The organism is Duganella radicis, assembly GCF_009720825.1.
In the GTDB taxonomy this organism is placed as follows: Bacteria; Pseudomonadota; Gammaproteobacteria; order Burkholderiales; family Burkholderiaceae_D; genus Rugamonas; species Rugamonas radicis.
Genome location: NZ_WNKY01000017.1, coordinates 48,244 through 60,639, shown reverse-complemented (window position 1 = coordinate 60,639; position 12,396 = coordinate 48,244). Strand labels below are relative to the sequence as shown.

The 12,396-nt window shown below is 61.5% G+C and carries 14 protein-coding genes; 8 read left to right on the top strand and 6 right to left on the bottom strand.

Going from position 1 to position 12,396, the window contains the following annotated elements:
* Window positions 1-12: 12 nt before the first annotated feature.
* Window positions 13-1,140: an HlyD family secretion protein gene (locus tag GM676_RS16600; protein ID WP_155464823.1), complete on the bottom strand. Its 1,128-nt coding sequence runs from the start codon at window positions 1,138-1,140 to the stop codon at window positions 13-15.
* A 128-nt stretch (window positions 1,141-1,268) separates the two neighbouring features.
* Between GM676_RS16600 and GM676_RS16595 the strand changes: the two genes are divergently transcribed.
* The 4 genes from GM676_RS16595 to GM676_RS16580 are packed head-to-tail and all read left to right on the top strand — an operon-like array spanning window position 1,269 to window position 3,664.
* Window positions 1,269-1,976: a TetR/AcrR family transcriptional regulator gene (locus tag GM676_RS16595; protein ID WP_155464821.1), complete on the top strand. Its 708-nt coding sequence runs from the start codon at window positions 1,269-1,271 to the stop codon at window positions 1,974-1,976.
* A gap of 56 nt (window positions 1,977-2,032) precedes the next feature.
* Entirely contained in the window at window positions 2,033-2,215 is a 183-nt protein-coding gene (locus GM676_RS16590) for a hypothetical protein (protein ID WP_155464819.1), read from the top strand.
* A 1-nt stretch (window position 2,216) separates the two neighbouring features.
* Window positions 2,217-3,155, top strand: coding sequence for an alpha/beta fold hydrolase (locus GM676_RS16585; RefSeq protein WP_155464818.1), 939 nt, complete (start codon window positions 2,217-2,219; stop codon window positions 3,153-3,155).
* Complete coding sequence (locus GM676_RS16580; protein WP_155464817.1) at window positions 3,152-3,664, top strand: GNAT family N-acetyltransferase; 513 nt, start codon at window positions 3,152-3,154, stop codon at window positions 3,662-3,664. The genes GM676_RS16585 and GM676_RS16580 overlap by 4 nt, the downstream gene beginning before the upstream one ends.
* A 6-nt stretch (window positions 3,665-3,670) precedes the next feature.
* Here GM676_RS16580 and GM676_RS16575 read toward each other — a convergent pair whose 3' ends face one another.
* On the bottom strand, window positions 3,671-4,330 hold the full coding sequence (locus GM676_RS16575; RefSeq protein ID WP_155464816.1) for a thiol:disulfide interchange protein DsbA/DsbL: 660 nt from the start codon (window positions 4,328-4,330) through the stop codon (window positions 3,671-3,673).
* 33 nt (window positions 4,331-4,363) lie between these two features.
* A complete protein-coding gene (locus GM676_RS16570; protein ID WP_155464815.1) occupies window positions 4,364-5,275 on the bottom strand; it encodes a LysR family transcriptional regulator in 912 nt (303 codons plus the stop codon).
* Between GM676_RS16570 and GM676_RS31570 the strand changes: the two genes are divergently transcribed.
* Genes GM676_RS31570 through GM676_RS16560 form a run of 3 tightly spaced genes read left to right on the top strand, consistent with a single transcriptional unit; the run spans window position 5,169 to window position 7,132 of the window.
* Complete coding sequence (locus GM676_RS31570) at window positions 5,169-5,414, top strand: hypothetical protein (RefSeq protein WP_170304308.1); 246 nt, start codon at window positions 5,169-5,171, stop codon at window positions 5,412-5,414. The genes GM676_RS16570 and GM676_RS31570 overlap by 107 nt on opposite strands.
* Window positions 5,371-5,793: a PACE efflux transporter gene (locus GM676_RS16565; RefSeq protein ID WP_155464814.1), complete on the top strand. Its 423-nt coding sequence runs from the start codon at window positions 5,371-5,373 to the stop codon at window positions 5,791-5,793. The genes GM676_RS31570 and GM676_RS16565 overlap by 44 nt, the downstream gene beginning before the upstream one ends.
* Window positions 5,794-5,833: 40 nt before the next feature.
* On the top strand, window positions 5,834-7,132 hold the full coding sequence (locus GM676_RS16560; RefSeq protein ID WP_155464813.1) for a M20/M25/M40 family metallo-hydrolase: 1,299 nt from the start codon (window positions 5,834-5,836) through the stop codon (window positions 7,130-7,132).
* A 46-nt stretch (window positions 7,133-7,178) separates the two neighbouring features.
* Here the strand turns inward: GM676_RS16560 and GM676_RS16555 are convergent, their stop codons facing one another.
* On the bottom strand, window positions 7,179-7,499 hold the full coding sequence (locus GM676_RS16555) for a TfoX/Sxy family protein (protein ID WP_155464812.1): 321 nt from the start codon (window positions 7,497-7,499) through the stop codon (window positions 7,179-7,181).
* A gap of 755 nt (window positions 7,500-8,254) precedes the next feature.
* Here GM676_RS16555 and GM676_RS16550 point away from each other — a divergent pair.
* The gene (locus tag GM676_RS16550) at window positions 8,255-8,446 is read left to right on the top strand and encodes a hypothetical protein (RefSeq protein ID WP_155464811.1); all 192 of its coding nucleotides are present in this window, start codon (window positions 8,255-8,257) and stop codon (window positions 8,444-8,446) included.
* Between the two features lie 499 nt (window positions 8,447-8,945).
* On the opposite strand, the gene lpdA is transcribed toward GM676_RS16550, so the two are convergent.
* Together lpdA and aceF are read right to left on the bottom strand one after the other, a co-directional pair.
* Window positions 8,946-10,718: a dihydrolipoyl dehydrogenase gene (gene lpdA, locus GM676_RS16545; protein WP_155464810.1), complete on the bottom strand. Its 1,773-nt coding sequence runs from the start codon at window positions 10,716-10,718 to the stop codon at window positions 8,946-8,948.
* A gap of 6 nt (window positions 10,719-10,724) precedes the next feature.
* Window positions 10,725-12,395 (bottom strand): dihydrolipoyllysine-residue acetyltransferase, encoded by a 1,671-nt coding sequence (aceF, locus tag GM676_RS16540; protein WP_155464809.1) that lies wholly within the window; start codon window positions 12,393-12,395, stop codon window positions 10,725-10,727.
* Between the last annotated feature and the right edge of the window lies 1 nt (window position 12,396).

Sequence of the window (12,396 nt, the reverse complement as noted above, 5' to 3'; positions counted from 1 at the left end):
AAGCCCCCTGAATTACTTGGCTTCTTTCTGGTTGATCGATACTTCGGCGATGGCCGACATGCCCGGCACCAGACGGCCGCTCAAGGCTTTCACGTCTTCCGGCTTGAAGGTGATCTTGACCGGCACGCGCTGCACGATCTTGGTGAAGTTACCGGTGGCGTTATCGGCAGGCAGCAGCGCGAATTGCGCGCCCGACGCTGGCGAGAAGCTGTCCACTTTGCCGATCAGTTCTTTGCCCGGAAGCGCATCGACGGTCACTTTGACTTCCTGGCCAACCTTCATGTTTGCCAGTTGCGTCTCTTTGAAGTTCGCGGTCAGCCACACGTTTTCCTGCACGATGGCGGTCAGCTGCTGGCCCGGCTGCACGCGCTGGCCCACCTCGATGGTGCGCTTGCCGATGCGGCCCGACACCGGCGCCAGGATCTGGTTATAAGCCAGTTGCTGTTTGGCGTCCTTCAGCTGCACTTGCAGCACGGCGATCTGCGCGTTCAACACTTCACGTGCCGATTTGGCCGAGGCGATTTGCGCCTTGGCGGCTGCGGCGCTGTCCTTGCGCGCGGCCACGTCGGCGCTGGCGCTGGCGCGGGCGGCGACAGCGGCATCCAGCTCGGCTTTCGACACGGCTTTCATCTGACTGTTATACAGCTGGCCGAAACGGTCGGCATCCTGCCTGGCGCGCACCAGTTGCGCTTCCGACTGCGCCACTTGCGCGGCGGCGGCGCTGGCTTGCGCCTGCGCCTGCGCGATCTGCGCGTCAGCCTGCGTGACCTGTTGCTGGGCCGAGGCGATCTGCGCCTGGATCTGCTCCACTTTCACGCCCTGGTCGAACGGGTCCAGCTCGGCGATCACATCGCCTTCCTTGACCAGCTGGTTATCGTCGATCAGCACCTTGGTCACCACACCGGCAATGCGGGTCGACACCGGGTGCACGTGACCGGCCACATAGGCATTCTCGGTCTCGACATAGAAATGGCTGCGATACCACATGCGGCCACCGGCGGCCAGAGCGGCCAGCGCGATGATGGCGGCCACCACCAGCACGCGGCGGTTCGGTTGCTGCGGCGGCGCGGACGGAGCGGCGGCCGGGGCAGCGGCTGGAGCGGCAGGCACGGCACTGAGTTTTTGTTCTTGGGTGGACATGAGGGAGCTCCAGAAATGAAATGAGATAGGAGCATTATCGTCAGTTCCAGACCAAAGTCAAGAAATGAAACGATTGCATTTCATTTTTTTTTGGACTAGCATGACGGCATTCGCTATCATTCACCGCCATGAATACCACCGACCTGATCGACGCGCCGGACGAGCAAGATTGCCCGGAAGGCAACTACCCTCCCGACTCGCCCTGCTTCGGCAAGGCGGCCGGCCGCCCCCGCGCCGCCGACAAAGCCGCCCGCCGTGCCGCCCTGCTGCACACGGCCGGCCAGCTGTTCCTGGAAAAAGGCTACAGCAAGGTCAGCCTGGAAATGATTGCGCGCGAAGCCCACGTGGCGGTGCGCACCATCTACGTCAAGTTCGGTGGCAAGGCCGGCCTCCTGAACGCCGTCATCGCAGACGGCCGCGCGCGCTTCTTCGGCGGCATGGAGAATATGGAAACCGATCCGCGTCCGATGGAGGAAATCCTCAGCGACTTCTCGCTGCGCTTCCTGGAACTGATCTCCCTGCCCGCCTTTTGCAGCCTGCACCGCATGGTGGTGGCCGAAGCCAAGAGCACGCCGGAGCTGGCCGAAACCTTCTTCGAAGCCGGGCCGCAGCGCACGCGCGCGGAGCTGAGCCGCTTCTTCGCCCGCCCCGACATCCGCGCCCAGTTGCGCCCGGACCTGCGGCCGGAGGTGCTGCCGGTGTTCCTGATCAACTGCATCTTGGGCGACCAGATAACGCGCCTACTGTTCCCCATCACCGCGCCGCCCACCATGGACGAGCTGCGCGCCCGCGCCGCCGAAGGCCTGGATTTGTTCCTGCGCGGCGTAAAACGTTAAACCACGCACAGTTTTGCTATTTGTTCTATACTGATTTTTTATCAATCGGAGTACACATGAGCAAAACGAGTCGCCTGGACTGGAGCAAACAAATTACGCTCATGAACGAGCGCATCAAACACTTCCAGGCCAATCCTGGCCAGGAGCAGCTGGACGCCGTGATCAGCGAGCTGAAAGCCTACGCCGAAGCCGCCCGCACCGGCGGCATTGAAATCCCGGCCCGCTTCACCGTCAACTGAAATGAAACCGCTACGCTGGGTCCTGCTGGCCGTAGTGCTGGCGACCGCCGGCCTTGCGGCCACCTACCACGAGCGCAATCCCGAGCGCCGCGCGCTGACCGCCTCCGTCCGTGAACACAATGGCGCGCCGGGCAGCTACGCCACGCTGGGCGACGGCGTCACCTACTACGAGGCGGCGGGGCCGGACAATGGCCGCGTGGCGGTGCTGGTGCACGGCTTCTCGGTGCCCTCCTACATCTGGGACCCCACCTTTGCCGCCCTGCGCGACGCCGGCTACCGCGTGATCCGCTACGACCTGTTCGGCCGCGGCCTGTCCGACCGGCCGGACGCCGCCTACGACGGCGCCTTCTACGACCGCCAGCTGGACGACCTGCTCAAGGCGCTCAAGGTGGACGGCAAGATCGATCTGTTCGGCCTGTCCTTCGGCGGCTACCTCACGGCGCATTACGCGTCCACGCATCCGCAGCGCGTGCGCACCCTCAACCTGGTCGATCCCTCCAACAGCGCGCCCGCCATTCCGTGGCAGCTGGCCACGCCGTGGCTCGGTCCCTACCTGTTCCAGGTGAACGCCGTACCGACCATGGCGGACAACCAGAGCAGCGACTTCCTGCATCCGGAACAATTCCCCGGCTGGGCCGAGCGCTATCGCCCGCAGATGGAGTTTTATGGCTTTGGCCGCGCGCTGTATCGTTCGCGTCTCAGCCTGTCGCGTGAAAACTTCGACGCCATCTACGCCGGCATCGCCAAGGCCGGCACGCCGGTGCATCTGATCTGGGGCAAGCAAGATCCGGTGATCCCGGTGGCGCAGGCGGCGCACATCCGCAACGCCATCCCGTCGCTGACCTACACCGAGATCGACCAGTCGGGCCACCTGCCACAGCTGGAACAGCCGGCGCTGTTCAACCAGCACATGCTGGCCTACCTCGCCGCCCATCCATGAAGATACGCACCCTGCAAGCGGACGATGTGGAACGCCTGCTGGCGTTTGAACTGGCCAACCGCGCATGGTTCGAGCAGCATGTGGAAGCGCGCGATCCGGCCTTCTACTCAAGGGCCAGCGTGGCGGCGCACATCGCCGATTATCTCGCCAGCCACCACGCGGGCGTGCTGCATCCCTGTGTACTGACCAGCGACGACGACGCCGCCATCGCCGGTCGCGCCAATCTGCGCCGCATCGATCGCACGGCGGGAACCGGTGAAGTGGGATACCGCATCGCGCACAGCGCGGCGCGCCAAGGGCTGGGCAGCCTGGCACTGACGTATCTGATGGAACTGGCGCGCGAGCTATACGGCCTGCGCGTGCTGAACGCATGGATCTCGCCGCAGAATACGGGATCGCGGCGCATACTGGAAAAGCATGGCTTCACGCGCGACGCGCTGGCCGCGTCGCACGTGGTACAGGTGAACGGCGAAGATCACTTCTCCCACCTGTACCAGTGCCGCCTCTAGGAAGGCTTACTTGCCGCGCGCCTGCGCCACCAGGGCGTCCAGCACTTGCAGCGTGGCCGCGCCCAATTGCGCGCGCGGGATGCCCGGATTGCTGGCGTCAACCATGGTTGGATTGGTGAGGTAGCGGCCCGCCACCACCATGGTCGGCGTGCTGTTCACCTCATACGCCGCAGCCACACGACCGGCGTTTTTCAGGCGCGTCATCACCGCGAAGGAATTGTAGGCCGCGGTGAACTTCTCTTTATCGACGCCGTTCTTGACCGCCCAGTCGATATTGTCGGCATCGCTCTTCAGGCGCTTGCGCTCGACGTGCCAGGTGGTGAGGATCTTGGCGTGCAGCTGCTCTTCCAGCTTCATCGCTTCCAGCGTCAGGAACATATGCGCTTCCGGATCGTTCTCGCCGGTCAGCGGCAGGTGGATGCGGCGGAAATTGATGTTGTCGCCCTGCTTCTTCACCCATTCCAGCATAGCCGGCTCCAGCGCGTAGCACGCCGGGCAGTGATACATGAAGAACTCGATCACCTCCACCTTCTGGCCCTGCACCTGTACCTGCTGCGGGGTTTTCAGGATGTTGTACTCGGCGCCGGCGCGCGGCGCGGCAGGCGAGGCAAACGCGGTAGCGGCGCACAGACCGGCTACTGCCAGGGCAATCTTCAACAAACGCATAATCTTCCTCAACGGGGCAAAAACAGCAGAGTATCACTTCTGCGGCGGACGCGCCTCCAAACCTGCGATATCCTGCATCAGCGCGACCAGGCGCTTGGCGCCCAGGCCCAGCGGCCGGTCATTGCGCCACACCACATCCACCCACAAGCGCAGCTCATTGCTCATGTGCGCGAAGCCGATGTGCCGCAACTCGCCGCGCTCCAGCAGCGGCGCCACCTGGCGCAACGGCAGATAGGCCCAGCCCACGCCGGCACGCACCAGGCTCAAGGTGGCGAGGTGGCTGTCGGTGCGCCACAGCTTGCGCGAGATGAGCACGCGCTGATCGGCTTCCGCCATGTCGCGGCTGACGATGGCGACCTGCCGCACATCGAGCAAATCCTCCAGCCGTATGCCGCCCTTGTGCTCCCGCGCCAGCTTGTGATGCGGCGAGATCACCGGCACCAGCACCTCGCTGCCCAGTTCCTGGAAACTCTCATGCTCATGCACCCGCGTGCGCTCGTAGATCAGCGCCAGCTGCGCCGCGCCTTCGTGCAGCATGCGCAGCGCATCATCCTGCGGCGCCGACAGCACCTCCACTTCCAGCGACGGGAACTCCTCCGCCAGCCGCGCCAGCGGATCGCTCCACGGCGCCGACAGCAGCTCGGGCGCGATCGCCAACGTCAGTCTGCGCTCCAGTCCCTGATGCAGCGACAGCGCGTGCGCCTGCAAGCGCCGCAACTGCCCCGCCATCTGGCGCGCCTCGGCCTCCAGCGCGCGCGCCGACTCGGTGGGCCGCACCTCGCGCGAGCTGCGCTCGAACAGCGTCAGGTCCAGCTCCGCCTCCAACTGCGCGATGGCCATGCTGACCGCCGACGGCACCCGCCCCAGCGCCCGCGCCGCAGCTGAAAAAGAGCCGTGGTCCAGCACCGCCAAAAAAATCGCAATGTTATCGGATGAAAAAGCCATAACAATCATGCTATCAGAAAAACTGACAGCAGCTGACTTTAACAATCAGCAAAACACGCATATCATGCGCCCCGTTGTCTCCTCAAGGAAAAGCCATGCAAGGCCTGAAACGCAAAGTCGTCTACGTCTCCCTGTTTGAAACCATCGCTATCGGCCTGACCAGCACTGGCCTGATGCTCATGGGCGGGCACGATGCGGGCCATGCGGGCACCGCCGCCGTCGCTTCGTCGCTGATCGCCATCGTCTGGAACTTCGCGTTCAACACCATGTTCGAAGCTTGGGAGGTGCGCCAGAAGACGCGCGGCCGCAGCTGGAAACGCCGTGCCGCCCACGCCATCGGCTTCGAGGGCGGGCTGCTGCTGGTGCTGGTGCCGCTGTTCGCGTGGTGGCTCAACATCTCCTTGTGGGATGCGCTGGTGCTGGACATCTGGCTGCTGATGTTCTTCATGATCTACACCTACATTTTCAGCCTCGCCTTCGACCACGTATTCGGCCTGCCCGCATCGGCGCAGGGCTGAGCTACAATCGACGGCATATCATCCACCGGAGGAGTGTCGCATGAAGTTGAAAGCGTTCGCGTTTGCAGTGCTGGCCCTGACCTTGGGCGCGGCGCGTGCCGAGGGGCTGTCGGCCACGGAGCAGAAGATCGTCGCGGAAGTGAAGGCGCATTCGGCGCAAGGACTGGAACTGCTGGAGCGCTCGGTCAACATCAATAGCGGCACCATGAACCACGAAGGCGTGCGGGCGGTGGGCAAGCTGTTTGGCGAGCAGTTCTCGCAGTTGGGCTTTGCCACCCGCTGGTCCGACATGCCGGCCGCCATGCAGCGTGCCGGCCATTTGATTGCTACCCGCGAGGGCAAGCAGGGCAAGCGCCTGCTGCTGATCGGCCATCTCGATACCGTGTTTGAAAAGGACAGTCCGGTCCAACTGTGGCAGCGCAACGGTGACCGTGTGCGCGGCCAAGGCGTCAACGACATGAAGGGCGGCGATGTGATCATCATCGAAGCGCTGCGCGCGTTGCATCGCGTGGGCGCGCTGGATAACACCACCATCACCGTGGTGTTCAGCGGCGACGAGGAAAAGGCCGGCGATCCCATCGAGATCTCGCGCGCGGACATGGTCAACGCCGCAAAACGCAGCGACATCGCCCTCGCCTTCGAAGCAACGGTGCGCAACAAGGACGGCAAGGACACCGGCACCATCGGCCGCCGCGCCTCGTCGTCATGGGAGTTGAAGGTGAGCGGCAAGCAGGGGCACTCCAGCGGCATCTTCACAGAAAGTGCCGGCTATGGCGCCATCTACGAAGCCGCCCGCATTATCGACGGCTTCCGCCAGCAGGTGATGGAGCCGGACCTGACATTCAGCCCAGGCCTGATCGTCGGCGGCACGGATGCCGGCACCAATGCGCCCGGCAGCATCGGGCAGGCCGCCGGCAAGAGCAATGTGATTGCGCGCACCGCCACGGTGGAAGGCGATCTGCGTTACCTGAGTTACGAACAGCGCGACCGCGCGCACGCGAAGATGAAAGCCATCGTGGCGCAGAATCTCCCGGGCACCAGCGCCAGCATCACCTTCCACGATGCGTATCCGCCGATGGCGCCGACCGACGGCAACCTCGCGGTGTTGAAGGTCTACTCGCAGGCCAGCAAGGACGCGGGACTGGGCGAGATCCCTGCCCTGCCGCCGGGCCAGCGCGGCGCGGGCGACGTGCAATTTGTCGCACCGTTGATCGACAGCCTGGACGGCCTGGGCGCGACCGGCAACGGCGCCCATTCGCCGGATGAAGATCTGGAGATCGCCTCGATCGAACGCGCTACCATTCGCACCGCGATCCTGCTGTACCGCCTGACGCGCTAATCCCCGCGGCGGCGCGGGCATGGCCTTTGGTACGGATATCCCCTAATCATTCCAAGCTAAGCGCGCGACGGCACCAGAGCCGCAGTTGCTCGGGATCGTCGAGCAGGAATTCGGGCGCCGTGTAAAACTTGCGAACCGTGACTTCGCCTTTCTTGGTGGTGTACCTGAACGGCTGCGCACCGTGGGCTTCAAAATCCGCGCGCGTAGCATCGCCGACGCGCAGATAGAGCGTGCTACCAATGATCCACGCGAACTGCTGGCCGTGACAGCTGAGGGAACGACCACCAAAAAAGCGGCCAGCGCTCAGCGAGCCTAGCGGCGCAAGCAGTTCCTCGATATAACTGACAAACTCCGCGTTCGCGGCCATTCAAAGCCCCCATAAGAAAAGACCGGCTCTCATAATACAAGCACAGCACATTTCAAGCTGTTATATTTCGCGCATTTTTTCGGGAAGCAAAATGTTACCCTCTAAGCTCACCGACGGAGTTCGGCCACAAGCGGCCTGTCGATAGTTATTCTTGACACCCGTAAGTGGCACCATAACTTGGAGTTGTTTATATTCAATGGGTTTCTAAAATATGCTAAAGAAACGTGGAAAATACTGGTACGGAGATAGCAGAACAGACATCCAAACGGAAATTTTGCGGTACAGCAAGCTCAATGGGTACCAAGCTCAACATTTTGCAGACGCCATCTGTACTTGTAGTGGGACCACGTTCCAACTATTGCTAGATGGTGATGAGGGGGCAGCGGTGCGTCGTTGCTCCTCGTGTAGAACTCTGCATCCCATCGGAGACAGCAGCGAGTACCTTGAAGATGCTGAGCTTGAAGAGTGCGGCTGCCCTTGCGATAACGACGATTTGGAAATCGCAGTTGGAGTTTCGCTATATGAAGATTCCAGCGTCGTCCGTTGGTTGTATCTGGGGTGTCGATGCCCAAAGTGCGGACTGACAGCCGTCTATGGCGACTGGAAAAACGAATATGCCGGATACAATTCCCTTCTTCAAAACGTGTGAATGATTTTCGATGTTCACGATTGCGATTTCGCCAAGAGTATTTTAGGAATCGGCAGCAAGTAGCTGCTATTCGATGCTGAAAGAATTGGACATAGAAAATTAGAATATGCAAATTAACAAAACTGTTTTTGCTCTGGGCGCTGGCGCCAGCTTCGAGTTTGGCTTGCCGATTGGTGAGCAATTAAAAGAGCATATTGCAAAACTAATGGTTTTTGATCGGAACGGCTTAAACGGAGATGATTATGTGTCCCGTGCAATAAATATTGCAGCGCACATTTTAATTATGACCGTTGTTTAGAGCCTTTTTTGATGCATGCGATTGCAACGAGCTATCGGATATCAGCTGATTGATTTTTCTAGGTTACTCCTATCATCCTTTGAACATGAAATTACTTGTCGAAGAAAACCCGGAAAAGAAAACCACACGTCATGTTTTTGGAACAAGCTATGGAATGTCAATGAGCGACACCGATAACATAAAAAACACTTTGGATTCATTGCTGTTTGCACCATCGGCAGTAGTTCGAAACGACCTAACTTGCTTCTCACTTTTTCAGGAATATAGCCGAAGCATTGGATTCAACTGACGATTTAAATTTCGAATTTGTATAGATAAATGACTGTTAACGGGCGAAAGCGGAAGTCATACTGAGTTGACATCGACAATTCCCGTTAAGCGAAGCCTTCGTCTTGCGGGATCGCCCGAGCCACGGAAGCTCTTACGCCATCAGTGCTCCTCGATAATGCAAAAAAAAAACCGGGAACAAGTCCCGGTTTTTTTGTTTGCCGCGTGCGGCTTAGCGCTTGCGCGGTGGTGGCAGGTCGGTGCAGACGCCTTCGTAGACTTCCGCCGCCATGCCGATCGATTCGCCCAGCGTTGGGTGCGGGTGGATGGTTTTGCCGATGTCGGTGCCATCGCAGCCCATTTCGATCGCCAGGGCGATTTCGCCGATCATGTCGCCCGCATGCGTACCGACGATGGTGCCGCCGATGATGCGGTGGGTCTCGGCGTCGAACAGCACTTTGGTGAAGCCTTCGGCGCGGCCGTTGGCCACGGCGCGGCCACTCGCCGCCCAAGGGAAGTGGCCTTTCTCGACCTTGATGCCCTTGGCTTTCGCTTCGTCTTCAGTGATGCCCGCCCATGCCACTTCCGGATCGGTGTAGGCCACCGATGGAATCACCTTGACGTCGAAGTGCGATTTCTGGCCCGCCGCAGCTTCCGCCGCCACGTGGCCTTCGTGCACCGCCTTGTGCGCCAGCATAGGCTGGCCCACCAGGTCGCCGATGGCGAAGATGTTCGGCACGTTGGTGCGCATCTGGCTGTCGACCGGGATGAAGCCGCGATCGGTGACGATCACGCCGGCCTTCTCGGCGGCGATCTTCTTGCCGTTCGGGCTGCGGCCCACGGCCACCAGCACCAGGTCATACACTTGTGGCGCAGGTGCTGGTGCGCCGGCTTCCGCCGCTTCGAACGTGACTTTGATCCCTTCCGGCAGCGCTTCAACGCCAACGGTTTTGGTCTTGGTCATGATGTTGTCGAAGCGGGCTTCGTTGTACTTCTGCCAGACTTTGACCGCATCGCGGTCGGCGCCTTGCATCAGACCGTCCATCATTTCGACCACGTCGATGCGCGCGCCGAAGGTGGAGTACACGGTGGCCATTTCCAGACCGATGATGCCGCCGCCGATCACCAGCATGCGCTTAGGGATCTGGCGCAGTTCCAGCGCGCCGGTCGAGTCGACGATGCGTGGATCTTCCGGCACGAACGGCAGTTTCACCACCGACGAACCGGCGGCGATGATGGCCTGTTTGAACTGCACAACCTTTTTCGAGCCATCCTTGGCGGTGACTTCGATGTGGTTGGCGCTCAGGAACTGGCCCACGCCTTGCACGATCTGGGTCTTGCGCGCCTTGGCCATGCCGGCCAGACCGCCGGTCATGTTCTTGATCACGCCTTCCTTGTACTTGCGTACCTGGTCGATGTCGATGGTCGGCTTGGCGAAGGTCACTCCGGTGTTGGACATGTGCGCGGTCTCGTCGATCACGGACGCCACGTGCAGCAGTGCCTTCGATGGGATGCAACCCACGTTCAGGCACACGCCGCCCAGCGTGTCGTAACGCTCGACGATCACCGTGTTCAGGCCCAGGTCGGCGGCGCGGAAGGCAGCCGAGTAGCCGCCAGGACCACCGCCCAGCACCATCATGTCGCAGTCGACGTCGACCTGGCCGGAGTAGCTGCCACCGATCGGCGCTACCGCCGGTGCGGCCGGCGCTGGTGCAGCGGCGGCAGGTGCTGCTGCGGCAGGCGCCGGCGCAGGCGCTGCTGCGCCTTCCGAAGCTTCCACCACCAGCATGATCGAGCCTTCCTTGACCTTGTCGCCCACCTTGACGCGCAGTTCTTTCACCACGCCGGCGTGCGACGAAGGCACTTCCATGCTGGCCTTGTCCGATTCCACGGTGATCAGCGACTGGTCCACCTTGACGGTGTCGCCAACCTTGACCATCACCTCAATCACTTCTACCTCTGCGAAGTCGCCGATATTCGGCACTTTTACTTCTGTGCTCATCATGGCTCCTTACAGCAGAATTTTACGCATGTCGCCGAGCACTTCGCTCAGGTACACGGAGAAGCGCGCGCCCATCGCGCCGTCGATCACGCGGTGATCGTAGGACAGCGAGGTGCCCATCATCAGGCGTGGCTGGAACGCCTTGCCATCCCACACCGGCTTGGTCGATGCCTTGGACAGGCCCAGGATCGCCACTTCCGGCGCATTCACGATCGGCGTGAAGTGCGTGCCGCCGATGCCGCCCAGCGACGAGATGGTGAAGGTCGCGCCTTGCATGTCGGTCGGTTTCAGCTTGCCTTCGCGCGCTTGTGCCGACAGTTCGGTCATCTCTTTGGCGATCTGCGTCACCGATTTCTGGTCGGCGTTTTTGATCACGGGTACCACCAGGCCGTTCGGCGTGTCGGCGGCGAAGCCGATGTTGTAGTACTTCTTCAGAATCAGGTTCTCGCCCTTTTCGTCCAGCGACGAGTTAAAGGTCGGGAATTTCTTCAGCGCGGCCACCGATGCCTTGATCACGAACGCCAGCATGGTCAGCTTGGTGGCGTCCTTGTTCTTGGCGGTAGCGGCGTTCGATTCAACGCGGAAGGCTTCCAGGTCGGTGATGTCGGCGTCGTCGAACTGCGTGACGTGCGGGATCTGCACCCAGTTGCGGTGCAGGTTAGGGCCGGAGATCTTCTTGATGCGCGACAGCGGCAGCAGTTCGGTCTCGCCGAATTTGCTGAAGTCCAGCGACGGCCATGGCAGCACGCTGAAGTTGCCGCCGCCACCAACCGAACCGCCAGCGGCGCCCGCAGGTGCAGCCACGGTGCCGGCCATCACACCCTTGACGAAGTTCTGCACGTCGACCTGGGTGATGCGGCCTTTCGGACCGGAGCCCGGCACTTTGCCCAGATCCACGCCCAGTTCGCGGGCGAACTTGCGGATCGATGGCGATGCGTGCGCCAGTTTGCCGGTCTGCACGGAGCCTTGCGATGCTGGCGCTGCGGCGGCAGGTGCTGGGGCAGGCGCTGGGGCAGGCGCAGGCGCCGGAGCAGCAGCGGTTGCAGGCGATGGTGCAGCGCTGGTCGGTGCGGCAGCGGCGCCGACCGGGCCGCCGGTGGCCTCAACCACCAATACGATCGAGCCCATGGCAACCTTGTCGCCAACCTTGACCTTGACTTCTTTGACCAGGCCAGCGTGTGACGATGGAATTTCCATCGAAGCCTTGTCCGATTCAACGGTCAGCAGCGACTGGTCTACCTTGATGGTGTCGCCAACTTTGACCATCACTTCGATGACTTCCACTTCCTTGAAGTCGCCGATATCCGGCACTTTGACCTCGACCGGGCCGACAGCGGCGGCAGGCGCTGGCGCTGGCGCCGGTGCAGCGGCAGCAGCCGGTGCCGGCGCAGGAGCGGCAGCCGGCGCAGGCGCCGCGGCAGGCGCCGGCGCCGCAGCGGCGGCATCGCCTTCCAGCAGCAGCACCAGCGAACCCTCGGCCACTTTGTCGCCGACCTTCACTTTGATCTCTTTCACCACACCGGCGGCCGACGATGGAATCTCCATCGAAGCCTTATCCGATTCAACGGTAATCAGGGACTGGTCTACTTTAATCGTATCGCCAACCTTAACCATCAGCTCAATGATCTCAACTTCCTTGAAATCACCGATATCCGGGACTTTAACTTCCACAATGCTCATA

Coding starts and splice junctions, on each gene's coding strand:
- GM676_RS31570 (WP_170304308.1), top strand. CDS start 5,169: ATGCTGACCGCCGACGGCACCCGCCCCAGCGCCCGCGCCGCAGCTGAA.
- GM676_RS16590 (WP_155464819.1), top strand. CDS start 2,033: ATGAGCAAAACGAGTCGCCTGGACTGGAGCAAACAAATTACGCTCATG.
- GM676_RS16575 (WP_155464816.1), bottom strand. CDS start 4,330: ATGCGTTTGTTGAAGATTGCCCTGGCAGTAGCCGGTCTGTGCGCCGCT.
- GM676_RS16550 (WP_155464811.1), top strand. CDS start 8,255: ATGCAAATTAACAAAACTGTTTTTGCTCTGGGCGCTGGCGCCAGCTTC.
- GM676_RS16580 (WP_155464817.1), top strand. CDS start 3,152: ATGAAGATACGCACCCTGCAAGCGGACGATGTGGAACGCCTGCTGGCG.
- GM676_RS16600 (WP_155464823.1), bottom strand. CDS start 1,140: ATGTCCACCCAAGAACAAAAACTCAGTGCCGTGCCTGCCGCTCCAGCC.
- GM676_RS16570 (WP_155464815.1), bottom strand. CDS start 5,275: ATGGCTTTTTCATCCGATAACATTGCGATTTTTTTGGCGGTGCTGGAC.
- GM676_RS16565 (WP_155464814.1), top strand. CDS start 5,371: ATGCAAGGCCTGAAACGCAAAGTCGTCTACGTCTCCCTGTTTGAAACC.
- GM676_RS16585 (WP_155464818.1), top strand. CDS start 2,217: ATGAAACCGCTACGCTGGGTCCTGCTGGCCGTAGTGCTGGCGACCGCC.
- GM676_RS16595 (WP_155464821.1), top strand. CDS start 1,269: ATGAATACCACCGACCTGATCGACGCGCCGGACGAGCAAGATTGCCCG.
- lpdA (WP_155464810.1), bottom strand. CDS start 10,718: ATGATGAGCACAGAAGTAAAAGTGCCGAATATCGGCGACTTCGCAGAG.
- aceF (WP_155464809.1), bottom strand. CDS start 12,395: ATGAGCATTGTGGAAGTTAAAGTCCCGGATATCGGTGATTTCAAGGAA.
- GM676_RS16560 (WP_155464813.1), top strand. CDS start 5,834: ATGAAGTTGAAAGCGTTCGCGTTTGCAGTGCTGGCCCTGACCTTGGGC.
- GM676_RS16555 (WP_155464812.1), bottom strand. CDS start 7,499: ATGGCCGCGAACGCGGAGTTTGTCAGTTATATCGAGGAACTGCTTGCG.